This window comes from Micromonospora foliorum, assembly GCF_022229015.1.
In the GTDB taxonomy this organism is placed as follows: domain Bacteria; phylum Actinomycetota; class Actinomycetes; order Mycobacteriales; family Micromonosporaceae; genus Micromonospora; species Micromonospora foliorum.
In genome coordinates this window covers 83,159-106,821 of sequence record NZ_JAKKFF010000446.1, presented here as the reverse complement: position 1 = coordinate 106,821, position 23,663 = coordinate 83,159, and the positions used below count along the sequence as shown (strand labels likewise).

The following is a 23,663-nucleotide window of genomic DNA, read 5'->3' as shown; positions in this document are numbered from 1 at the left end:
CAGCGCCGCGCTGGCCGGCTGGCTGCCCGACGGCGCGTCGATGGCGGTCACCGAGACCGACGAGCACGGGCAGGCCCTCCTGGTCGACGCGGCCACCGGGCACCGGCGGGTGCTCGCCCAGGGTGACCTGCTCACCCTCCTGGACGTGACCCCCGACGCCGGGGTGGCGCTGCTGCGTCGCGGCCCGCGCAACGCCCGGTGGCTGGAGCTGCTCGACGTGGCGACCGGCGAGCGGCGGCGACTGTTCCCGGACACCGGGCGGGGCAGCACCGACCAGGGTTGGTTCGGCCCGGACGGCACGAGCGTGCTGGCCCGCACCGACGCGTACTCCGAACTCGCCGCGCTGGTGCGGGTCGACCTGACCCGACCGCAGCAAACCCCGACCCGGCTCGCCGGGCGACCGGACGCCGAGCTGGAACACGTCACGCCCAGCGCGGACGGGCACCGCGGCGCGCTGCTGTGGAACACCTACGGCGGGCGCAGCGAGCTGAGCCTGATCGACTTCACCACCGGTGTGCAGCGGACCGTCACCGCCCCCGGCGAGGTGCTCGGCGACGCCGTCTTCGCCGCCGACGGCGGCCTGCTCTGCCTCACCGCCCAGGGGCCGGTGCAGCCTCGGGAGGTGTGGCTTGTCGACCCGTCGACCGGGGCGCCGCGCCCGCTGCGGCCGGACACCGGCGCCCCGCGTGCGGACGATGCGGGTGTCGCGCCGCAACTTGTCGACCTGCGCGCCCGCGACGGGCTGCCGCTGTCCGGCTGGCTCTACCGCCCGGCCGGGCCGGGCCCCTGGCCCACCGCGATCAGCCTGCACGGTGGCCCGGAGGCGCAGGAGCGTCCCGGCTACAACCCACTGTTCCAGGCCCTCGTGGCGCAGGGCGTCGCGGTCTTCGCGCCCAACGTCCGGGGTTCTTCCGGGTTCGGCCGCTCGTTCGTCGCCGCCGACAACCTCGCCGGTCGGTACGGCGCGATCGCCGACGTGGCGGCCTGCGCCGACCACCTCGTCGACGCCGGCATCGCCCGGCCCGGTCAGCTCGGCTGTCTGGGCCGCTCCTACGGCGGTTACCTGGTCCTCGCGGTGCTGGTGAACTTCCCGGGACTGTTCGCCGCCGGCGTCGCCGAGTGCGGCATCTCCGACTTCCGGACCTTCTTCGCCGGCACCGAGCCGTGGATCGCCGCCGCCGCCGTCAGCAAGTACGGCGACCCGCAGCGCGACGCCGACCTGCTGCGCGACCTCTCCCCGCTGACCCATATCGACCGGCTGGACGTGCCGGTGCTGCTGATCCACGGCGCCAACGACACAAACGTGCCGGCGGGCGAGTCCGTGCAGGTAGCCCAGGCCCTCGCCGCCCGGGGTATGCCGCACGGTCACCTGGTGCTCGCCGGGGAGGGGCACGACTTCCTGGCACGGGCCAACGCCGAGGCGGCCCGGACGGCCACCACCGACTGGTTGACCCGGCACCTCGCCGCGACCGCGACCGTCGTCGGCTGAGGCGTTATCCTGCGGCGGTGGAGGTCGCGGCGCAGGGCGAGCGGTTGGCCGCGGACCTGGGTCGCTGGCTGGCCGAGGTGACATTCGTCGACCTGGACACCGACGAGGTCACCGCGCGGGTGATCGACGCGGTGGTGCGGTGGGCCGAGGCCCAGGGCTGGCGGGTCTACCGGCGCGCGCCCAGCGTGCTGCCGTTGCCACCGCCACTCCAGGAGCGGCACTCCGTGCTCGACGTGGCGTGCGCCCGTCCCGACGGCCCGCCCGTGGTGGTGGAGGTCGACCACACCGACCGGGCCCGTACGGTGCAGAAGTTGCGCGCGGAGGCGGACGCCGGCCGGATCCCGATCTGGGTGCGGTGGGGTGTCGGGCGTTTCACCGTGCCGCCACCGCCGGTGCGGATGGTGACCGTCGAGGTGACCCGGCGGGCCGGGCCGGCCGGGCGCGGGCGTCTGCACAGCCGCGTCGGTGACCGCCCCGCCCCGGCACACTCGACCGGCGCCGGCACGGTGACCCCGCAGGCGTTGCCGATCCCGTTGACCGACCAGGCCCCGGGCCCGGCCGACGGCCTGGGTAAGGGCATCTGAAGCGAATCGTAAGCGGGTGCCGGCAGAGTTCTGGGTGTCACCGGAGAGCACGACAGACACCCAGGAGATCCCGATGCGCAAGCTCGTCAACTCGACCTACATCACCCTCGACGGCGTCATCGACAACCCGATGTGGACCGCTCCGTACTTCGACGAGGAGGCCGCCGGCTTCGCCGGGGCGCAGACCGAGGAGGCCGACGCGATGCTGATGGGCCGGGCCACCTACGACGGCATGTCCGCCGCCTGGCCGAACATGGACGAGAGCGACCCGACCACCGGCGCCGCGTACTTCAACAACGTCAAGAAGTACGTCGCCTCGACCACCCTGACCAACCCCACCTGGAACAACACGGAGGTGCTCCAGGGCGATCTGGTCGAGGCGGTCACCGCGCTCAAGGCCCAGGAGGGCAAGAACATCATCCAGTACGGCTTCGGTTCGGTCACCGCCCAGCTGATCCGGGCGGGCCTGGTGGACGAGGTCCGGTTCTGGATCCACCCGGTGCTGGAGGGCGGCCCCAGCCTCACCGCGCCGCTGACCGACGTCAAGGCGTCGTTCGACCTGGTCGACACCCGGGTGCACAAGAGCGGCGTGATCATCGCCTCGTACCAGCCGAAGGTGACCCCCTGAGCACCGGTCAGAGCTGGGCCCGGGCCTCGCCCGGGCTCAGCTGCGCGCCCTCGGCGAGCAGCGCGTCGAAGCGTTCCGGCCCGAGTTCGGCCCGCAGTCGTGCGGTCACCCGGTCGGTGTCGTCGCGTTCGGCTGGCGCGGCGGGGGACTGCGTGGCGAGCCGGGCGGCGGCCGCGGCGCCACCACCCAACCAGGCGGCGGCCGCGAGGACCGCGATCACGAGGTCGGCCGCAAGCAGTGACCCGGTGGTCATGCCGGCTCTCCTTCCCGGGTGACCACCCGAGCCGCGCCGGCCGGCACCGGGACGGCAAGCTGCCGCGCCGCCCGGTGTACGCCGACCACGACGTGCACCGCGATGATTCCGTTGAGCGCGTGCAACCCACCGATGGTCAGGCCGAGCGGGGTGCTGACACCCGACGCGTCGGTGAACGCCTCGGCGAGCATGGCGATCAGCGGCTGGAGGACGACGAGGCCGATCGGCAGGACCGCCAGCCCGATGAGCTTCCCCGGCGCCTTCGCCAGCGCGGCGAACAGGGCGGTGAGCAGGGTGAGCACCGGGATGACCGCCATGCCGTTGACGCTGTGCAGCGCGTACGCGTCGTCGCCGGCGGGCCTCGTGAACCCGCCCACGGCGGCGAAGACGAACTGCAGGGCGAACGCGACGAGCAACACCGCGCTGATGATGACGAATGCCTTGCGCATGGGTTACCTCCTAGAGGTGCGCCGAGGCGAGGGCCCGGGCGACATGATCGGTGGCCGTGATCGCCCCGTACGCGACCAGCCGCACGAGGTCGGCGTCGGCGGGGTGGGAGAGCCGCCAGAGAGCGACGTCGCCCGGGCTGATCGCGCTGGGCGCGAACGCCGCCAGCAACGCGATCCGGGTCCCGATGCGGTCCCTGCCCGGTACGTCCCGGACCAGGTCGACGGCCCAGTCCGCGGGCCGGGCCGGGAACCGCCCGTCCTCCCAGCGCACGGTGGCCGTGACGGTCTGGCGCGCCACGTCGCCCAGCAGGTCCCCACCCCGGTTGGCGGCGTCCACCAACGACGCGTAGGCGACGCCCACCGGGCTGTCCCCCGCCCAGGCCGGTGCCGCCGTCGCGTCGGCGTCGAGGAGCGGGAGGCTCCGGCCGGGCTCCTTCGGCTCCCGGGCCGCCCTGGTGTAGAGCCGCCCCCCGACCGAGCGCACCAGTGGGGAGCGTTGCAGGCCACCGGGGAGCAGATCGGGGTCGAGCAACGCCGAGACGACCCGGTTGATGAAGTGGAAGGCGAGCAGGGTGCCGGTGATCTCCGGACGGTGCGGGCTGGTCCAGTCGGCGGCTCTGGGGCTGCGGCTCGCCTGTGCCCAGTCGACGAGCTGGGCGTGCCGCGGCTCGGGGGGCATCTCGCCCCGGGCGACGGCCTCGGCCAGCTTCGGTTCGCCCAGCGCGTGCAGCAGCAGCACGTGGGCGTCGACGCAGAACTGGCAGCGGTTGGCCCGGGACACCGCGGCCGCGACGAGTTCGCGGTCGACCCGGGGCGCGTCCCCGGCGAGCAGCGCCTCCCGCATCAGCGCCCAGGTCGCGGCCAGCACCTCCGGCACGGCCGAGAGCGCCTGGAAGGTCGGCAACGGCCCGAGAAAGTCGTCGCGCAACTGTTGGTAGACCGCCGCGGTGCGGCCGGTGGCCGCCCTCGTCGGCGTGGGGGTGAAGAAGCGGTATGTCATGGGCTCGATGCTTGTTCCGGCGGGCCGGGAAAGCGTCGTGCCGCCGCAGACACTTGCCCCGCCGCTCATACCGCGTCCGTGGTACGCCGCAGGTACCACGCGCGCGGGATGCTCCACTGACGACGGCCGCTCTACAGTGCGACCATGCGCCGCGACCTCCCGTACGCCCTCGGCGGTCTCGCCCTCGGCGTCCTCCTGCTCGGCAACGCCCTGCTCACCCCGGACGCCGCGCCGGTCGAGGTGCTCGACGTCGCCCTGGTCCTGGCCACGGTGGTGGCCCTGGCGGCGTGCCGGCGTCACCCGGTGGTGGCGCTGGGCGTGGTCACCGTCGCCATGCTGGCCGTTCACGTCCGGGTGCACCCCGGGGTGTCCGCCGCGTTCCCCGTCCTCTGCGCGGTCTACGTCAGCGCCTGGCAGGGACACCGGTGGGCCGCCGCCGTGGCCAGCCTCGCCTTCCTCGGTAGCTTCCTGGCCCGCGACATCTCGATGGCGCCGGCCGGTCGACCAGGCCAGCTGGTCGCCGAGCGGACGGCCCTGCTGCTCGGCTGGTTCGTGGCGGCCAACGTCGCCGGGCTCGTCGCGCGGCAGCGCCGGGCGTACCTGGAGCAGGTCGAGCAGCGGGCGATCGAGGCCGAACGCACCCGCGAGGAGATGGCGTTGCGGCGCGCCGGGGAGGAACGCCTGCGCATCGCCCGCGACCTGCACGACTCCCTGACCCACAGCATCTCGCTGATCAAGGTGCAGGCGGGGATCGCCGTGCACCTGGCCCGCAAGCACGGCGAGGAGCCGTCGGCCACGCTGTTGGCGATCCAGGAGGCCAGCGGCGCCGCGATGCGGGAACTCCGCACCACCCTCGACGTCCTACGCGCGCCCACCGACGTCGATCGGGTCGGGCTGGCCCGGGTGGACGAGCTGGCCGAGCGGACCCGGGCGGTCGGCGTACCGGTGCAGGTGACCGTCACCGGTCAGCGCTGGGACCTGCCCGACGAGGTCGACCAGGCCGGGTACCGGGTCATCCAGGAAGCGCTCACCAACGTGGCCCGCCACGCCGGCCCCGCGACCGCACACGTCCAGGTGCGGTACGCCCCGGCGGAGCTGACCGTCGCGGTCACCGACGACGGACAGGCGTCGCCGGCTGAGCCCCTGACCCCCGGCGTGGGCCTGCGCGGCATGCGGGAGCGGGTCAGCGCCCTGGGCGGCACGCTGCGGACCGCCGCGCACGACGACCACGGGTTCACCGTACGGGCCACCTTCCCGCTGGACGGCCCGCGATGACCGCCCGCCGCGGGGAGGGGACGGGATGATCCGGGTGCTGCTCGCCGACGACCAGGCGCTGATGCGAGCCGGCTTCCGGGCACTGCTCGACGCCGAGGACCACCTGGAGGTCGTCGGCGAGGCGACTGACGGCACGTCGGCCGTCCACCTGGCACGGTGTCTGCGCCCGGACGTCGTCCTGATGGATGTGCAGATGCCGGGCCTCGACGGCATCGAGGCCACCCGGCGCATCGCCGCGGATCCCGACCTCGCCGCGATCCGCGTTCTCATCCTCACCAACTACGGGCTCGACTCGTACGTCTTCGCCGCCCTCCGCGCGGGCGCCAGCGGCTTCCTCCTCAAGGACGCCGACCCCGCCGACCTGCTGCACGCCGTCGCCGTCGTCGCGCGCGGTGACGCGCTGCTCGCGCCGACCGTCACCCGCACGCTGATCAGTGAGTTCGTTGCCGGCCCACCGCCGGCCGTGCCGACGGCCGGACGCGACGTGCTGACCGCCCGGGAGCAGGAGATCGTCGAGCTGGTCGCCCGCGGGCTGACCAACGACGAGATCGCCGCGCGCATGGTGATCAGTCCGCTGACCGCCAAGACACACGTCAACCGGGCCATGACGAAGCTGCACTGCCGCGACCGGGCCCAGTTGGTCGTGTGGGCGTACGAGTCGGGGCTGATCACGCCGCGTCGACGGTGATCGCGGTCGCCGAGAGCACAGTCGATCAACCCCCTTGGGAACATGAGGCTGGGCCGACGCACTAGCATTGCCGCCGTCCGCGACGGCTCTGCTGAATCGAGGCGACATGCGTTGGCTCCGTCGATTGCTGGGCGGTAGGAAGGTCCAGCTCGACCCGGGACGCCAGCAGGCGCTGCTGCACGACGTCCAGTCCCGGTACGGCCCCCACGCGCGGATCCGGTTCACAGAGCAGGTCGAGGCGCTCACCGGTTCGCTCGACAGCGACGACGGCCTGGTGGTGGCGACCCGGATCGTGAGTCAGGTCGCCGACGAGGCCCACGTGGACCTTCGGGCCCAGGCCCAGGAGATCCACCGACGGACGGGCCGGCGACTGCTCGTGCACCGCCGCAACTACCGGCCGCTGTGGAAGGAGGCCGGCCCGGCCCTGCGCTGGCCGCTGTTCGCGTTGCCGTGCGGCTTCCACCCGTACGCGCAGGTGGCCGCCGCTATCACGGTGGTCGGCAACCGGGCGCCCCGGCTCGACCGGGTGATCGACCCGAACCCGCTGGTGACCCGCATGTTCGAGGTGCTCGACCTCACCACGTCCGGCTGGGAGTACGGCCGGGTGCGGGTGGACACCGACGCCGCCACCCTGGCCGATCGACTGATCGTCAGTGCCGGGAAGGTTCTCGCGGCCATGGACGACCCGCCGCGACTGCCGCCCGCGGTCCGTGAGCTGATGCGTCGCAACAACACCGTCGCGGTGCACGATCCGGCCGGTCCACGGGCGGTGGGTGGGATCAACCTGGGCGCGCGGATGCGGGAGGAGTTCCTGGTCTGAGCGCCCTCGGGCGCTTTTCCATTAGCCGGGGGTCTACACCGGGGCAACATGACCAGCGGCACGTTCACGATCCTCGAATTCGAGGGGGGAGCCGAGCCGTCGCTTATCTACTCCGACAGCCTCACAGGTGCGCTCTAGCTCGATAAGCCCGCCGAGGTCGCAACGTACGGAGAGGCGTGGGACATCATGGAGAACCCGGCGCTGACCGAAGCGCAGTCTCGCAAACTCATGGCATCGATCGCAGAGGAACTAACATGACCACGCTCAACTGGAAGACGAGCACCCGCAGCAACGAGGGGAACTGCGTCGAGGTTGCCACGCCAACCCCGACAGTCATGGTCCGGGACTCCAAGGACCGGCAGGGACCGGCGCTAGCGTTCAGCGCGGGTCAATGGGTTAACTTCGTCCAGGGGACCAAGGCAGGCAAGTTCGACGCCTGAGCAAGGGTGCCGGGTGCGGTCACTGACGGTCACCACACCCGGCTACCGCAAATGTCCGTCGACTTGTCGGGATCGGCGTCTCCTGGGCAGCCGCGCTGGTAACAGGGGGTCGTCATCTGGCACCGGCCCATCCGACGCCTGAGGACTGAACGGACGTAGCCCGGCCAGACCGCCAAGGATGACCGCTCTCTGGTCGGGCGTAGAGTCGCGCAGCGCCATCTCAGCCAGCGCTCGATCACGGTCCGCTTTGATTTTGACGCGCCACAGGCCAGTCAATGCCAAGACGGCAGTCGAAATCCCAGGAACCAATACCCAGAGCCCTGGATCGGTGAGCCCCACGACTCATGTCTCCTCACTCTGGTCGAGTGAGGCGCGCAGGTCTCAGCTCGACCAGTACGCAATGACTGGTGAAGCTGAGGTCCTGCACCGACTGGGCAAGATCTCAGGTGTGGCCGAGTGCCTTCAGAGGCACCCACGTATCGGTCTGATTAGCGTCAGATCTGCTGCAAAGTAATTTAGGCAGGCGTCCGTCGGCGACGCCCCCTCAAGGCTCCCAGCTTCCAGAATTAAGCAAATACAGGAAGCCAGGCTCTGCGCCCCACGGCCGGTGGCAACCGGCGGCGGGGCTTAGTCAGAGTACCCGACCGATGTAGCACGACGCCATCGCGAATGGCCTCTCAGGTCGCGTCACAGACAGAACGCGGCCCGGTGGTACGTGGGGGTGCCGGTTTTCGTGCGCCACACGACAGGACAACTGCGCGCAACCGCTTGCCCACCCGTCAAACACCGCTCGACCATGTGCTCATGGGGCCGGAGCGTCGTTTCATCCTCGGGGTCGACGTGGGCACCACCGCCGTGCGGGCGGGCGCGTTCGCGCTGGACGGCGCCGCCCGACACGTCCGGACGCGGGCGTACCCGCTGCTCCAACCGCTGCCCGGCTGGCAGGTACAGGACCCCGACGTGCTGGTAGCGGCCACCCTGGCGGCGGTGTCCGCGTGTGTCGCCGACACCGCTGGGGCGGAGGTCGTCGCCCTCGCGGTCAGCTCCCCCAGGTACGGCGTGATCGGGCTGGACACGACACTCAGCCCGGTGACGCCGCTGCTGACCGGGCGTGACACGCGATCCGCGGAGGTGGCCCGCGACCTGCGGGTTTCCGGCCAGAGCCGGGAGCTGCACCGGGTTACCGGCACACCCGTGCACCCGGGAAGCCCGCTCTGCAAACTCATGTGGTTCGCCCGCCACGAGCCGTACCTCTGCAGCGTGACACGGTGGTGGATCGGCCTGAAGGACTACCTGGTCCATCGGCTGACCGGGACGTTGGTGACCGAGCTGTCGTCGGCGTCCGGCACCGGCATGTTCGACGTCCATCGTCGGGTGTGGAGCGCGGGCGTACTCGACCTCGTCGGGGTGTCCGGCAGCCAACTGCCCCCGGTCCTGCCCACGACGGGCGTGTTGCGGCTCTCCTCGGCGGCCGGGCAGGCGGTCGGCCTGCCGTCCGGCACACCTGTCGTCGTGGGCGCGGGTGACGGTCCGTCGAGCAGCCTGGGCATGGCGGCGATCGACAGCACCGTCGCCGGTCTGACGCTCGCGGCCACCGGGGCCCTGCGGACGGTGGTCGCGGCGCCGCTCGTCGACCCGGCGGAGACCTTCTCCTGCGCTGCGCTGACCGAGGACGCCTGGGTGATCGGCGAGACGGTGAACAACGGCGGCAACGTTGTGCGGTGGACCGGTAGGGCGCTCGAACCCGGCCTTCGCCCGGCGTCCGATGACCAGCTCGCCGCGCCCGAACTCCTGGCTCTCGCCGAACGGGTCGCCCCGGGAAGCGACGGACTGGTGATGCTGCCCTATCTGCTGGCCGACCGGGCCGAGGAGGGAGAATCTGGCCCGCCGGGTGCGTACCTGGGGTTGCGCAGCGAGCACTCTCGCGGTCACCTGGTGCGGGCCGCCGTGGAGGGTGTCTGCCTCCAGCTCGGCGGCGTCCGTGACCGCCTCGCCGAGCTGACACCGGTCAGCAGCGTTCGCCTGGCCGGCGGCGCGTTCCGATCTCCGCTGTGGCGTGCGGTGATGGCCGCGGTTCTGGATTGCCCGGTGCGGGCGTCGGGTGCGGCCGACGACGTCGCCCTCGGCGCGGCCGCGCTCGGGCTCTTCGCGATCGGCCTGGCCCCCGATCTCCCCGGGGCCGTCGCCCAGCTCGACCCCGAGGGTGCCCGCACCGAGCCGATCACGGTCGACCCTGCCCTCGCCGCGGCGTACCGCGGCCTGCGGACGAAACTGCCCGCTCTCATCACGGTCGCGGGCCGGCTGGGTGAGATCCTCGACGAGGTGGCAGCCGGCCCGCGCATCGAGCGGCGGGCCGACGCGCTGCCGCGCGGCGTCATGCGCGGGTGACCGGGACGGTCGAGGCAGCGTCGGCCTCAGTGCTCCGGCTCGTCCTTGACCTGCGCCACGAGCTGGGTCGGGTTGACGTAGCGCAGCGCGACGACGAGCAGGACCAGCATCATCGAGGTGTAGATGACCGCCATGGCGTCGACCGACTGCTGGGCCCTGATCCCGGACGCGGACATCGAGTAGTAGAGCGCCACCACCAGGGTCTGCGAGTCGGGCCCCGCGGTCAGGAAGGTCAGCTCGAACATGCCCACGGTCCGCACCAGCACGAGGATCGCGGAGGCGAGGATGCCCGGCACGAGCAGCGGCGTGAGGACCCGGAGGAACACCGTCCGCAGGCCCGCGCCGCACATCCGCGCCGCGCTCTCGATCCGCGGGTCGATCTGCTCGATGAACGGGGTCATGGTCAGGATGACGAAGGGCACCGACGGTACGAGGTTGGCGAGCACCACCCCGGACATGTGCCCGGCCAGGCCGAACTTGTAGAGGACAGTCGCCAGCGGGATGCCGTACGTGATCGGGGGCATCAGGATGGGCAGCAGGAACACGAGGAAGATCAGCCGTTTGCCCGGGAACGAGCGCCGCGCGAGGGCGTAGGCAGCCGGCACGCCGATCACCAGCGAGAGGCCCACGACGAGGACCGAGACCTCCAGTGTCACGACGATGACCTGCAGGAGCGCGAACTCGTCCCAGGCCCGCGCGTACCAGCTGGTGGTGTAGCCGTCCGGGAGCCAGGTGTCGAACCACCGCCGGCCGAACGAGCTGACCAGCACGGACGCCACCACGCCCAGCAGGTTGAGGAAGAAGAAGATGACGACGCCCCACACGACCCAGGCGGCCGGGCGCGCGGCGATGCGCCGTCGCCGGTCGGTGGTGGTGGCGGGGGGCCGCGCCGGTGGCGCGTGCGTGGTCGTTGCCATCAGCCCTTGCCTCCGGTGGAGCCGGTGTAGAAACGGCTACGAGCGGCCAGCACCACCGCGATGATGACCAGCTCGACGAAGCCCATGATCATGGCGATCGCCGACGCGTACGGGTAGTCGTACTGCTCGTACGCCGCCTGGTAGGCGGCCAGGGAGATGACCCGGGTCTCACCGGCCGGGTTGCCGACCAGCACCGCCGACGGGAACACGCTGAACGCCAGCACGAACGTCAGGCAGAAGGTGGTGGCGAGACCGGGCATCAGCAGCGGCAGGGTGATCCGGGTGAAGCGGCGACGCCAGTCCGCGCCGAGCGTCGCGGCCGCCCGTTCCAGGGTCGGGTCGATGCCGGACAGGTACGAGAGCACCAGCAGGAACGCGAACGGAAAACCGGTGATCACCAGCGAGAAGAACACACCCCAGTAGTTGTGGGTCAGCCGCACCGGCTCGTCGACGAGGTTGCTGGCCAGCAGGATCCGGTTGAACCAGCCGGTCGGGCCGAGGAAGTTCAGCAACCCCTGTGCGGTGAGGACCGTGCCGAGCGTGATCGGCACGACCAGCAGCGTGGTGACCAGCCGCTTGCCCCGGAACCGGCCGCGCATCCGGTAGGCGATCGGCACCGCGGCGAGGACGTTCAGGAGCGCGGCGGGCAACGCGATCCGCAGCGTGATCCAGATCGTGCCGCGTTCGTAGGAGTCGGAGAAGAACCGGGCGTAGTCGCTGAACGGCCCACCTCTGGTCGGCTGGAACGAGAGCGTCAGCCCGTAGAAGAACGGGTAGAGGAACAGGGCGATGACGAAGACCAGGGCCGGGACCAGCAACCAGAGCTGACGGTCGACGCCCCGCTCGGCGAGCCGGTGCCGCCAGTGCGCCAGCGGCCTTCCGGGCCCGGCGCCGCTCACCGCGCCGCCCCCGAGGCGTCCGGTTGGCGGTCGGTCGCCGCCGACGCGTCGGCGGGATAGACGAGCAGCCGCTGCGGGTCGACGGCGAGCTTGACCTGGTCGCCCGCTGCGATCCGCTGCTCGGTCCGCAGGTGCAGCACCAGCCCGGTGTCGGTGCGGGCCTCGGCCGCCAACTCGCGGCCCTGGTACTCCACCACCTCGACGGTCGCCGACATGGCGTTGCGGGTCTCGCCGGGTCCGTCGACACGGATGTCCTCGGGGCGTACCGCGACCACCGCGTCCGCCCGGGTCTGGAGGCTCCCCACCACCTCGCCGAGCAGGCGGTGGCCGGACGACTCCACGGTGGCCCGGGCGCCGTCCACCTGCTCCACCTGCCCGCGCCACAGGTTGCGGTAGCCCATGAAGTCGGCGACGTGCCAGTTCGCCGGCCGGGTGTGCAGCTCGCGCGGGGAGCCGATCTGCTGCACCCGCCCCTCCCGCAGCACCACCAGCCGGTCGGCCAGGGAGAGCGCCTCCTCCTGGTCGTGGGTCACGTAGACGGTGGTGAGGCCCAGCGACTGGTGCAGCCTGCGGATCTCGGTCCGCATCTCCAGGCGCAGCTTGGCGTCGAGGTTGCTCAACGGCTCGTCCATCAACACCAGGGACGGCTCGAACACGACGGCGCGGGCGATGGCGACGCGCTGCTGCTGGCCGCCCGAGAGCTGGCCGGGCAGCTTGTCGACGTGGTCCTCCAGTCGCACCAGCCGCACCGCCTCCTCCGTGCGCCGGCGGGTCTCCTCCTTGGGCAGCCGCCGCATCCGCAGCCCGAAGGCGATGTTCGCCCGGACGGTGAGGTGCGGGAAGAGGGCGTAGCTCTGGAACACCATGCCGAAGCCGCGCCGCTCCGGTGGCAGCGTGTCGATGCGGCGCTCGTCCTGCCAGATGCTCCCCGCCGTCAACGGCAGCAGCCCGGCCAGGCAGTTCAACGCCGTCGACTTGCCGCAGCCGGACGGGCCGAGCAGGGCGATGAACTCCCCCGCCTCGATCGTCAGGTCCAGCTCGGTGAGCGCGGCCTGGCCGCCGAACCGGCGGGACACCCCGTCCAGCCGTAGCTGGGAGAAGGCGCTCATCCCTGCTTGACCTTCCCGCCGCCGATCTCGCGGTCCCAGCGGCTGAACGCCGCCACCAGGCTCTTCGCGTCGAGCGGGACCTCGGTCGGGTTACCGGCGATCAGCGCGTCGTACTCGGGGCGACCGAACTCCCGGATCGCGTCCTGACTCTTCTGCGGCGCCGAGGAGAGCTGGACCTCCTTGATCGCCGGGCCCGGGTAGAAGTAGCCCTCGTCGTACGCCTTCGCCTGCTGCTCGGGAGTGAGCATGAACGCCAGCAGGGCCAGCACCGCGGCCTGGGTGTCGGTCGACACGCCCTTGGGCATGACGGCGTAGTGCGCGTCGGTGACCCAGTGGAAGCCGTCGATCGGGGTGATCCTGGCCTCCTTGGGCACCGTGCCGAGCACCCGCGGGTTGATGTCCCAACCGGTCGTGCTGACGATCAGGTGCGCGGTGCCGTTGGCCAGGTTCTTCATCGTCTCGGTGGTGCCGGACGGGTAGTAGTCGACGTACTGGCCCAACTCCTTGAGGAAGGCCCACGTCTTGTCCCATCCGGCGGTGGGGTCCTTGGGGTTCGAGTCGCCGAGGATGTAGGGCAGGCCCATCAGGAAGGTCCGGCCCGGGCCGGAGTTGGCCGGGCGGGCGTACTGGAACTTCCTGGGGTTGGCTCTGGCCCAGGCGAGCAGCGCGTCGGCACTGGTGGGCGGCGTCGCGAGGCGGGACGGCAGATATTCGAGCAGCGGACCGGACGGGTAGTAGGTGACGGTGACGCCCGCGTTGCCGGCCAGCTTCTGCATCGCGGCGGCCGGCTCCAGGTAGTTGCCCATTCCGCCGAGGCGGTCCTGGAAGGTGGGCAACACGTCGATCCAGAGCCCCTGCTCGATCCCGGCGGCCAGGCCGTCGACGCCGGTCAGCACGAGGCCGATGTCCACCCGGTCCGCCCCCTGCTGGGCCTTGATCTTTCCGGCCAGCTCGGGCGCCGGTGCCTTCGAGTAGGTCACCCGGGAGATCACGCCGGGGTTCTTCGACACGAACTCGTCGATCATGCCCTGGGTCAGCTGCAGGTTGCCCGCCACGTCGAGGACGTTGAGCGTGACCGCCTTGCCGGGACGCTGTGGCACCTCGCCGGTGGTGTCGCCCGTGGTGTCACCGGGAGCCTCGGGCGCCCCGCACCCGACCGCGCCCACCAGGAGCGACGATGCCGTGACCAGGAGAGCGCCGCGCCGCGTCATACCCATGAGCCGTTCCCTCCGCCAGGTGTCATCCCTGGTGATTGAGACAGCCGGTGCACGGCGGTGGCAATGGGTTGCCATGTATTGCCTCGCGCGAATGCGATCGGGCGGCCGGATTGTTGCGGGGGCATTGCCGAGTATTCACGGCCGCCATAGCATGATCACGGCGCGTAGCCGGGAGGAGCATGCAGATGCCCGACCACACCAGGCCGCCCGGAAAGAGAGTCACGATCTACGACGTCGCCCTGGAGGCCGACGTCTCACCGTCCACGGTGTCCCGTGCCTTCTCCCGCCCGAGTCGCGTCAACTCCGAGACCGCCGAACGGATCCGGCAGGTCGCCGAGCGGTTGGGCTACCGGACCAACCCGCTCGCCCGCGCCCTCACCACGTCCCGCACGCAGATGATCGCGCTGGTCATCGCCGACATCACCAACCCGGTGTACGCGGAGATCGTGCGCGGTGCGCAGGAGGCGGCGACCGACGGCGAGTACACCACAGTGCTGATCGACGCCCAGGAGTCCGACCGGCTGGAACGGGCGGCGGTCGAACGCACCATGTCGACGGTCGACGGCATCGTGCTGGCCAGCAGCCGGATGTCCGACTCGGCCATCCGGATGGTCGCCAAGCAGCGGCCGGTGGTGGTCCTCAACCGCGCTCTCGCCGACGTGCCCTGCGTCGTCACGGACAACCCCCGTGGGGTGCGGCGGGCCGCCGAGCACCTCGGCGAGCTGGGGCACGACCACATCACCTACGTCGCGGGGCCACAGGCGTCCTGGCCCAACGGCGTGCGCTGGCGGTCGCTGCTCGAAGCGGGCATGGAGCTGGAGATCAAGGTTCGCCAGATCGGGCCGTTCAGTCCCACCATGGCGGGCGGTGAGCGGGCCGCGCAGGAGCTGTGCGCGCGGCCCGCGACAGCGGTCCTCGCCTTCAACGACCAGATGGCCATCGGGATCATCCGCGGCCTCAGCCGGATGGGCGTCAACGTTCCGGGCGACGTCAGCGTCGTGGGCTTCGACAACATCCTTGCCGCCGACATCGTCACGCCCGGGCTCACCACCGTCGCGGCACCGCTCTACGCGGAGGGCTCGGCCGCCACCCGGCACCTGCTCACGATGATCGGAGGGGCGCCCGGGCACACTGGCCCGCCGATGGTGCTGCCGGTCCGCCTCGTGGTCCGCGACTCGACCGCGGCGCGCAACCCGAGACCCGGTCGGGCCCGACCACCGTGGGTACGGCAGCGGCCCGTTCCCGGCCCGGCGGCCCACCTGCCGTGAGGGTCGCACGGCCCCGCGACAAGAAACGACAACTCGTTGCCGAGGCGGAGCCGCCCCGGACAGGATCGACGCACATCCATCCATCGACGTCGTCGCGCTCGTGGGACGGGCCGAACGGCGTCCCCAGCGGACGAACGAGGAGATGGCGATGAACCGAGCTTCGGTGCCCCGGCTACGGCGAACGCTCGTCGTGCTGGGCACGGCACTCGCCACCGTCGCGGCCACCCTCACGGTCGCCACCACCACGCCGGTCGCCGCGGCCCCGTCACCGGACGACTACAACGGCTCCGACCTGTGGCTGCGGTACGTGCCAGTCGACGACGCGAAGCTGCTGCGCGACTACCGCCGCGCGGCCACCGCGATCGTGGTCGAGAACGCCGACGCCACGAAGGTCCACCGGCACACGACGGACCTCGCCATGGAGCCCGGCTCCGGCGAGAAGCTCGTCGAGACCACGCTGGGCGCGGCCCGGGACGAACTGGTACGCGGCCTGGGTGGGCTGCTCGGTCAGCCGACACCCGTGGCGACGCTCGACGGCGGCACGGTCCCGGACGGCGCGATCGTGGTGGGCACACCGACGAGTTCCCCGCTGGTGGGCCGCACCATTTCGGCCCGCGACCTGGCCCGGGTGGGCGACGAGGGCTACCTCGTCCGCTCGGTGTCGAAGGGCAGGGCACGGTTCACCGTCATCGCCGGCAACACCGACCTCGGCGCGCTGTACGGCACCTTCGCCTTCCTCCGGCTCCTGCAGACCCAGAAACCCATCGACCACCTCCGTGTCGCGGAGTCACCGAAGATCAAGCATCGGTTGCTGAACAACTGGGAGACCGAGCGTCTCTACGCGGGCAACAACGCCTCCGGGCTGGGCGGGCTGAACGGGGAGAGCGGGGCGATCTTCAACTTCGCCGCGACCGGGGCCAGCGCCGGCCGGAACCTGCCCGTCATCCTCGACCGCTACCTCGTGATGGCCCGCGCGCTGGCGTCGCTGGGTATCAACGGCATCACCATCAACAACGTCAACGCCGACAACGCGTACCTGACGAGCGCCCGCATCGCGCAGGAGGCCGCCCTCGCCGACGCGCTGCGTCCGTACGGCATCAGGCTGGGCCTGTCGATCCGCTACACCGCGCCCACCGACAGCCGGTTCGCGCCGGACACGCTGACCAACAGCCAACTCGACCCGTACGGCGCGGACTTCCGGGGCTGGTGGCAGCGCCGCGCGCAGCAGATCCAGGCCGCGATCCCGGATTTCATGGGCCTCACCGTCAAGGCCAACTCCGAGGGCCAGCCGGGGCCACAGGACTTCGGGTACGACCACGGTGACGGCGCCAACGCCATCGCCGCCGCGGTGGCGCCGCTCGGGATGACAGTGCACTGGCGGACGTTCGTCTACAACGCCGAGGTCGACAACGACCGGCTCAAGCGGGCCTACCTGGAGTTCGGGCCGATCGACGACGAGGTCCAGCCGGACGGCAGCCGGGGACGCTTCGCCGACAACGTGTTCCTGCAGACCAAGAACGGGCCACTGGACTTCCAGGCCCGGGAGCCCATCCACCCCATGTTCGGCCGGATGGAGAACACCAACCAAGCCCTGGAACTCCAGATCACGCAGGAGTACACCGGCCAGAACTGGATGCTGGCCTACCTCGGCCCGATGTACGAGGAGATCCTCAAGACCGACACGTACGCGACCGACGCGAACGGGAAGCTGCTCAAGGAGCGCCTGGTCGGCGACATCGTCGACGGAACCGCCCAGCACCACTCGGACACCGCCATCGTGGGGGTCGCCAACCTCGGCAACGCCGACAACCTGACCGGACACCACTTCGCCCAGGCGAACCTCTTCGCCTTCGGACGCCAGGCGTGGGACTGGACGCTCGACTCGGCGGACATCGCGACCGACTGGACGCGGATGACCTGGAGCAACGACCGGCGGGTCGTCGACACCATCCGCAGGATGATGATGGGCTCGTGGGAGTCGCTGGTCAGCTACCAGACGCCGCTGGGCATCGGTCACCAGTTCGCCGAGGGCGCCCACTACCGTCCCGACCCGGCCGACTGGGCGGGCCGCGACGACTGGAGCCCGATCTACTACAACAAGGCCGACAGCGTCGGTCTGGGCTTCGACCGCTCCCCCACCGGCAGCAACCTGGCCGCCCAGTACTTCCCCCGGTTGCGGCAGCGCTACGGCAACATCGACTCGGTCCCCGAGAACCTGCTGATGTGGTTCCACCACGTGCCGTGGGGCCATCGGATGGACAGCGGTCGGACGTTCTGGAAGGAGCTGGTCTACCGCTACCAGATGGGCGTGCAGTACGTGACCTGGATGCGGGAGACCTGGGAAGCGCTCCAGCCCGACATCGACGCACGCCGGTTCGCGGAGGTACGCGCCAAACTGGCGGTGCACGAGGCGGACGCCGCCGACTGGCGGGACACCTCGGTGAACTACTGGAGGGAGTTCAGCGGGCGGGACGTCCCGGTCGACGACGCGCCACTGTCGGCGACGATCGTCGTGGACGGGAAGACGTTCGGCGGCTTCAACCTGTCGGACACCTCGTACACCATCCCGCTGCCGGCCGGCGCGTCGCCGACCATCACCACTGTGCGGACGGCCGACCGGAAGGCCCGCTACGAGATCATCTCCCAGGCGACCGACGTACCCGGTCAGGCAGTCGTCAAGGTCACGACGGAGAGCTTCTTCGGCCCCCTGGTGAAGAACTACGTCTTCAACCTGGTGCCGGACACGACGCTCACGGCCCTGCGCGTCGACGGCACGCGCCTGACGTCCTTCTCGCCGACGGTGCTGCGCTACAACGCTCTCGCGCCGGCCGGCACCACCACCGTGCCGACGGTCACCGCCAGCGCCGCCGACCCCGCCGCCACGGTCACGGTCGAGCAGGCGACCAGCCCCACCGGGCAGGCTCGGGTCACCGTCACCAACGGCGGTGCCTCGTCGGTCTACACCGTGGACCTGAACACCACCATCACCGGCAGCGACGAGTTCGACTCGACCCAGCTCGGCCCGCAGTGGCAGTGGGTCCGGCCGGACGAGAGCAGCCGACGCCTGGCCGACGGGTCCCTGGTCGTCACCGCGCAGCAGGGCGACCTCCAGGGCAACACCAACACCGCGAGGAACCTGGCCCTGCAGGACGTCGACGGCGACTGGACGGCGGAGTCCAGGGTCGTCTTCTCCCGCCCACTCGCCGCCAACAACGAGCAGGGCGGTGTGCTCGGGTACGCGGACGACAACAACTACGTGAAGCTCGCCTGGGAGATGGGCAACGCGACCGCCGCCGTCAACAAGACCCGGATCGTCTTCCTGCGCGAACAGAACGGTACGGCGTCGACCCTGGAGATCACCGGTGCCGACGCCCAACGGATCGTCGGGGCCGACGGCGCCATCTGGCTACGACTGACCAAGGTCGGGGACAGCTACCGCGCCTACTACTCCAGCGACGGACGCGTCTACCGCTACATCGGCTCCACGACGCTGAACGCCGAGCCGACGAAGGCCGGGCTGCTGGCCTTCAACCGGGCCGGCACGTCCACCGACCTCGACGTCGCCTTCGACTACTTCCGGATCGAGAGCCGCGGCGAGCGCATCCGCTGAGCCTGCGCGTTGGCTGGCCCGGCATCTCGATGTGCTGTTGAGCGGTATACCTGAGAGTCATATTCATACCTCTGAGGTATACCGCTCAACACCGCGTCCGCCCCGACGGAGGCGACCGACGGTCAGGACCACCGCAGCACCGGAAGCCGCGACCGGGCCCGTCCCCGGTTGGGACGGGCCCGGTCGCGCTCCCCCGAGCGGGATCCGTTGCCGTCAGCTGCCGATCGCGATGGCGAAGATGTGCATGGTCGGCACGTTCGTGGCGGGTCGGGCGCTGATGTTCGGCAACACGACCGAGGCCACCGCCTTGCTCTGCAACGCGACACCCACGTAGTAGATGCAGGCGGCGGTGGCCTGGCGGGCGTTGTTGGGCCGGTTCTGGTACGCCGACACGATGGCCGCGGTGCCCCCGGCGTGCGGCCCGCCGTACCAGTCGGGTGTGGTCAACGTGAACGTCTGGCGGGTGCCGTCGGCGTAGACCACCGTGCCGGTCCCCGACACCGCGCCGTAGGTGCCGGTCAGCAGGAAGCCGAGCGTGCTGCCGGTGCCGGTCACGCCGATGGTCTGGCCCGAGGCGATGGCGTTGTCGGGTGCCCCGGAGCTGACGTTGGGCCAGCGGAAGTTGACCCCGTTGCGGCTCACCGTGCCGCCCGGGCTGGCGCCGGCCTGCGCCAGGGCCTGCGCGGAGAGCGAGGCCCCGCCGCCGTCGAAGTTCCCGACGTTGGTGTTGTTGTCGTTGGTGATGCCGACGTTGCTGAAGCTCTGCTCCAGCGTCGGTGTGGTGGCACCGGAGCTGGTGACCCGGTAGGTGCGCCCGGCCTGCACGGTGACCTCGATGAGGTCGGACTCGATCCGGGTGGTCCGGGCCGCCGTACCGTCGGCGGTGTCGACCACCGTGACGGTGCCGGTCAGGATCCGGGAGCGCAGGCGGACGGTGCCGGCGCGGTCCGGTCGGATGAGGATCTCGGTGGCCAGACCGCTCGCCCAGGTGATGCCGACCGTGTGCCCACCCCGACCGCGCAGGCCGGTCACCCGCCCACTCGGCCAGGCCGGCGGCAGCGCGGGCAGGACGTGCAGCTCGCCGGTGTGGCTCTGCAACAGCATCTCGGCGATGCCGGCGGTGGCGCCGAAGTTGCCGTCGATCTGGAACGGCGGGTGCAGGTCGAACATGTTGGGCGCGAGCCGGGCGGTGGTGGCGAGGTAGCGGATCAGGTCGTGGGCCCGCTTGCCCTCCTCCATCCGAGCCCAGAAGTTGATTTTCCAGGCCAACGACCAGCCCGTGCCGTCGTCGCCGCGCAACGCCAGGGTCCGCCGGGCCGCCTCGAACAACTGAGGGGTGCCGCGCTTGGTGATCTGGTTGCTGGGGGCCAGCCCGTACAGGTGCGAGATGTGCCGGTGGTTGGGCTCGGTCTCCACCCAGTCGTAGAGCCACTCCATGATGTTGCCGCGCGAGCCGACCTTCATGGGTGGGAGCCGGTCCCGGGTGGCGCGAACCTGCGCCCTGAAGGTGCTGTCGACGTCGAGGATCTCGCTCGCCCGGGCGCACGCGTCGAACAGGTCCCGCAGGATCTGGTTGTCCATGGTGGGGCCGGCGCATACGCTGGCGTTCGCGTGGTGGCTCAGCTCCGGCGAGTTCGACGGGTTGGTCACCAGGTAACCGAGCGTCGGCTCGGTCACCAGGGTGTTGAGGAAGAACTGCGCCGCGCCCTTCATGGCCGGGTAGTTCGCCCGCAGGAACTCGATGTCGCCGTTGAACAGGTAGTGGTCCCAGATCAACGTGGACAGCCAGGCGCCGCCGGTCTGCCACATGCCCCAGAACGCGCCGTCGACCACCGCGGTGGCCCGCCACGCGTCGGTGTTGTGGTGCGTAACCCAGCCACCGGCGCCGTACTGCACCTGGGCGGTTCGCGCTCCGGTGACGGCGAGGTCTCTGACCATGTCGAAGACCGGACCGTGGCACTCGGCCAGGTTGGTGGTGTTGGCCGGCCAGTAGTTCATCGGCAGGTTGGCGTTGATCGTGTACTTCGAGTCCCACGCCGGAGCCAGCGAGTCGTTCCAGATGCCCTGGAGGTTGGCCGGCTGGGTGCCGGGCCGCGACGACGAGATCAGCAGGTACCGGCCGTACTGGAACAGCAGCGTGGAGAACTGCGGGTCGTTGACGGTGTTGTGCTGGGCGATCCGGACGTCCGTCGTCTGGTCGGCCGCGGACGTGCGGCCCAGATCGAGCGTGACCCGGCCGAACAGCGCCTGGTAGTCGGCCACGTGCCGGCTGCGCAGCTGGTCGTAGCTGCTGGCCCGCGCGGCGGTGAGGCGCTGCCGGGCGATGCCCTGGTAGTCACCGCCGACGTTGCGGTAGTTGACGTAGCTGGAGCCGATGGAGATCAGCAGGACCACGCTGTTGGCGTTGGTCACCCGCAGGGTGCCGCCGGAGCTGGACACGCTGCCACCGCTGACGGTCGCGTTGGCCAGGGCGAGGAAGCGGACCGCGCCGGTGACGCCCTCCATGCTTCCGGAGACGCCGTCGAGGCCGATGGTGGTGCCGTCCGGGCTGGACACCGTGGTGCGCTGCGGGCTGTCGAAGGTGGCGGTGAAACTGATCGAGCCGGCCCGGTCGGCGGTCAGTCGCATCGCGATGACCTGGTCCGGCGCGCTGGCGAACACCTCCCGCTGGTGTCGCACGCCGTTCAGCACGTACGACGTGGTGACGGTGGCGGTGGTGAGGTCGAGCGTCCGGTCGTACTGGGACGCTCCGCTGGCGGACCCGAAGGCGAGCCGGAGGTTGCCCACGGTCTGGTAGGCCAGCTGGCCGCCGGGGTTGCCCATCATGGTCTGGTTGATCAGATCCTGGGCCTGGGTCCACTGGTTGGCGTTGACCAGGCGCCGGATCTCCGCGAGCGCTGCCGCGCCTCGGGGGTTGCTGGGATCGTGCGGGCCGCCGGCCCAGACGGTGTCCTCGTTGAGCTGAAGTCGCTCGGCGTCGACGTTGCCGAAGACCATGGCGCCGAGCCGGCCATTGCCGATCGGCAGCGCCCGCAGCCAGTCGGTGCCGGCCCCCTCGTCGTACCAGAGCGCGAGGTCCCCGGCGGCCAACACCTGCGGCGGCGCCACCGCGTCCGCCCGCGCCGTGGCGGTCCACGGCACCGGCAGGAGAGCGCCGCCCGCGCCGGCTGCGCCGATCTTGAGGGCTTGCCGTCGGGTCAGGTCTGACATCGATCCTCCAAACGGTGACCAGTCCGGCCACCCCGAAGCGTGACAACTGTGGGACTCGACATGGGGATCCGCTTGGTGGGGCCAACCGGAACCCTGCCGGAGCAGGCGGACGCAGGCCTTGACGAGCCAGACATCTGATGTGTTTCGGGAAGGTTACTCCGGGGCCACAGAATAGGCAACGGTCGATCGATGGGTGATCACGGTGCTCATCCGGCCGGTCAGCAAGACGCAGGGACGGGTGAGCAGCGGCGAAACGAGGCGGCGGCGCAGTGTGGATCGCGAGATTAGCCCTCACGGCCACCCACCCGGATGGACATACATCAGATGTACGGAGGCGAGCAGCCGAGCCCGATCACATCAGGGTGCGCGACTGTCGCTCGGCACGCCGCCAACCGGTGTCCGCGATGATCAGCAGACCAGGGATGGCACCGAGCAACCAGACCGCGATCAGCGGCCAGTGGATCAGCGCGCCCACCGCACCGCGGATCCGCGGGATCTCTCCGACGGTGTACGACGCCTGCTGGTCCCAGGTTCGGCAGGACAACGAATAGGCGCCGGGCACGGGCACGTCGAAGGAGGCGACCCAGGCGTACGAGGCGTAGTCGCCCCCGTAGTCGCCCGGCGCGATGGTGACCACCGTCGCCGACACGACCACCTGATCGACGCCGGTGACCCGGCAGTCCGGATCTCGCGGCGCGGAACCCACGGCGAAGACCGCGTACCGGCCGGCTGCCGGCAGCCTCAGCCCGCCCGAGTGGCTGGCCGAGGCCGCATACGGTCCGACCGCCCCGTACTCGACCCAGTCCTGCGATTCCGTGCTGCCCTCCGCACCGAGCTGGACCGTCGCCTGCCCGAGCAGGGCACCCACCATGGCGACGATCGCCCCGGCGACGTAACCACGTCGGGCCGGTGGATGGTCCGGCCGCTCCCGGCCTCGGGCGAGCGGGTGGCCGACCGTCGCGCCGCAGGCGGCCAGCAGAACGCTCCCGACCAGTACGCTCCGCCACGGCGCCGACCCGGTGAGCGGGATGACCCACCGGTAGACCGCCATCGTCGTACCCACGAACACCGCGCTGACCAGCGTGACCGCGACCACCGCCGCGACCAGGGCCCGCCCGGCACGACGCGGACCGGGTCGCCGCGCTGCCACCGTGGCCGCGAGGACGGGCGCCGCCGCCACGGTCCACCACACCGCCGCGCCGACCCTGGCGTTCTCCTCCCACCGGTGCGTCCACTCGAAGAAGACCAGCGGGGCCGGCACCGTCACCAGCAGCCACACCGCCAGAGCCATCGGTCCGGGGATCGACCGCCCCACCACCCGCCAGGTCGCCGCCTTCATGCACCGATCATCGGGCATCGCGCACAGCCGCTCCCGTACGCAATCGGGTTGTTCTCCGCCGGCACACGGGTGACCATGGG

19 protein-coding genes are annotated in these 23,663 nt (G+C 71.0%); 10 read left to right on the top strand and 9 right to left on the bottom strand.

Features of this window, described 5'->3' with window-relative positions:
* The 3 genes from PSH25_RS27425 to PSH25_RS27415 all read left to right on the top strand — a co-directional run.
* A partial coding sequence (locus tag PSH25_RS27425; protein WP_238661787.1) for a S9 family peptidase occupies window positions 1-1,489 on the top strand: 1,489 nt, incomplete at its 5' end.
* Window positions 1,490-1,506: 17 nt separating this feature from the next.
* Window positions 1,507-2,073, top strand: a complete 567-nt coding sequence (locus PSH25_RS27420) for a hypothetical protein (protein WP_238661786.1) — start codon at window positions 1,507-1,509, stop codon at window positions 2,071-2,073.
* A gap of 16 nt (window positions 2,074-2,089) precedes the next feature.
* Entirely contained in the window at window positions 2,090-2,701 is a 612-nt protein-coding gene (locus PSH25_RS27415) for a dihydrofolate reductase family protein (protein ID WP_238661785.1), read from the top strand.
* A 7-nt stretch (window positions 2,702-2,708) separates the two neighbouring features.
* Here the strand turns inward: PSH25_RS27415 and PSH25_RS27410 are convergent, their stop codons facing one another.
* The 3 genes from PSH25_RS27410 to PSH25_RS27400 are packed head-to-tail and all read right to left on the bottom strand — an operon-like array spanning window position 2,709 to window position 4,403.
* Complete coding sequence (locus tag PSH25_RS27410; RefSeq protein WP_238661784.1) at window positions 2,709-2,954, bottom strand: hypothetical protein; 246 nt, start codon at window positions 2,952-2,954, stop codon at window positions 2,709-2,711.
* The gene (locus PSH25_RS27405) at window positions 2,951-3,403 is read right to left on the bottom strand and encodes a DUF6220 domain-containing protein (RefSeq protein WP_238661783.1); all 453 of its coding nucleotides are present in this window, start codon (window positions 3,401-3,403) and stop codon (window positions 2,951-2,953) included. The genes PSH25_RS27410 and PSH25_RS27405 overlap by 4 nt, the downstream gene beginning before the upstream one ends.
* Before the next feature lie 10 nt (window positions 3,404-3,413).
* Window positions 3,414-4,403 carry a carboxymuconolactone decarboxylase family protein gene (locus PSH25_RS27400; protein WP_238661782.1) on the bottom strand — a complete coding sequence of 330 codons (990 nt, stop codon included), beginning with the start codon at window positions 4,401-4,403 and terminating at the stop codon, window positions 3,414-3,416.
* Window positions 4,404-4,547: 144 nt separating this feature from the next.
* Between PSH25_RS27400 and PSH25_RS27395 the strand changes: the two genes are divergently transcribed.
* From PSH25_RS27395 to PSH25_RS27375, 5 genes are all read left to right on the top strand, one after another.
* Complete coding sequence (locus PSH25_RS27395) at window positions 4,548-5,678, top strand: sensor histidine kinase (RefSeq protein WP_238661781.1); 1,131 nt, start codon at window positions 4,548-4,550, stop codon at window positions 5,676-5,678.
* Between the two features lie 25 nt (window positions 5,679-5,703).
* A complete protein-coding gene (locus PSH25_RS27390; protein WP_238661780.1) occupies window positions 5,704-6,366 on the top strand; it encodes a response regulator in 663 nt (220 codons plus the stop codon).
* A 106-nt stretch (window positions 6,367-6,472) separates the two neighbouring features.
* Window positions 6,473-7,186: a hypothetical protein gene (locus PSH25_RS27385; protein WP_238661779.1), complete on the top strand. Its 714-nt coding sequence runs from the start codon at window positions 6,473-6,475 to the stop codon at window positions 7,184-7,186.
* A gap of 254 nt (window positions 7,187-7,440) precedes the next feature.
* The gene (locus PSH25_RS27380; RefSeq protein WP_238661778.1) at window positions 7,441-7,626 is read left to right on the top strand and encodes a DUF397 domain-containing protein; all 186 of its coding nucleotides are present in this window, start codon (window positions 7,441-7,443) and stop codon (window positions 7,624-7,626) included.
* Between the two features lie 804 nt (window positions 7,627-8,430).
* Window positions 8,431-10,014 (top strand): gluconokinase, encoded by a 1,584-nt coding sequence (locus PSH25_RS27375; protein WP_238661777.1) that lies wholly within the window; start codon window positions 8,431-8,433, stop codon window positions 10,012-10,014.
* 26 nt (window positions 10,015-10,040) lie between these two features.
* On the opposite strand, the gene PSH25_RS27370 is transcribed toward PSH25_RS27375, so the two are convergent.
* From PSH25_RS27370 to PSH25_RS27355, 4 genes are read right to left on the bottom strand one after another with little or no spacing between them, the layout of a single operon-like run.
* Entirely contained in the window at window positions 10,041-10,931 is an 891-nt protein-coding gene (locus PSH25_RS27370; protein ID WP_238661776.1) for an ABC transporter permease, read from the bottom strand.
* Window positions 10,931-11,830: an ABC transporter permease gene (locus PSH25_RS27365; RefSeq protein ID WP_238661775.1), complete on the bottom strand. Its 900-nt coding sequence runs from the start codon at window positions 11,828-11,830 to the stop codon at window positions 10,931-10,933. Before PSH25_RS27365 ends, PSH25_RS27370 begins: the two co-directional genes overlap by 1 nt.
* Window positions 11,827-12,939 carry an ABC transporter ATP-binding protein gene (locus PSH25_RS27360; RefSeq protein ID WP_238661774.1) on the bottom strand — a complete coding sequence of 371 codons (1,113 nt, stop codon included), beginning with the start codon at window positions 12,937-12,939 and terminating at the stop codon, window positions 11,827-11,829. Before PSH25_RS27360 ends, PSH25_RS27365 begins: the two co-directional genes overlap by 4 nt.
* A complete protein-coding gene (locus PSH25_RS27355; protein WP_238661773.1) occupies window positions 12,936-14,156 on the bottom strand; it encodes an ABC transporter substrate-binding protein in 1,221 nt (406 codons plus the stop codon). Before PSH25_RS27355 ends, PSH25_RS27360 begins: the two co-directional genes overlap by 4 nt.
* Before the next feature lie 185 nt (window positions 14,157-14,341).
* Here PSH25_RS27355 and PSH25_RS27350 point away from each other — a divergent pair, with 185 nt between their 5' ends.
* Together PSH25_RS27350 and PSH25_RS27345 are read left to right on the top strand one after the other, a co-directional pair.
* Window positions 14,342-15,424, top strand: a complete 1,083-nt coding sequence (locus PSH25_RS27350) for a LacI family DNA-binding transcriptional regulator (protein WP_238661772.1) — start codon at window positions 14,342-14,344, stop codon at window positions 15,422-15,424.
* A 148-nt stretch (window positions 15,425-15,572) separates the two neighbouring features.
* A complete protein-coding gene (locus PSH25_RS27345) occupies window positions 15,573-19,034 on the top strand; it encodes an alpha-glucuronidase family glycosyl hydrolase (protein ID WP_238661771.1) in 3,462 nt (1,153 codons plus the stop codon).
* A 213-nt stretch (window positions 19,035-19,247) separates the two neighbouring features.
* Here the strand turns inward: PSH25_RS27345 and PSH25_RS27340 are convergent, their stop codons facing one another.
* Complete coding sequence (locus PSH25_RS27340) at window positions 19,248-22,244, bottom strand: glycoside hydrolase family 95 protein (protein ID WP_238661770.1); 2,997 nt, start codon at window positions 22,242-22,244, stop codon at window positions 19,248-19,250.
* Window positions 22,245-22,596: 352 nt separating this feature from the next.
* Entirely contained in the window at window positions 22,597-23,583 is a 987-nt protein-coding gene (locus PSH25_RS27335; RefSeq protein WP_238661769.1) for a hypothetical protein, read from the bottom strand.
* Between the last annotated feature and the right edge of the window lie 80 nt (window positions 23,584-23,663).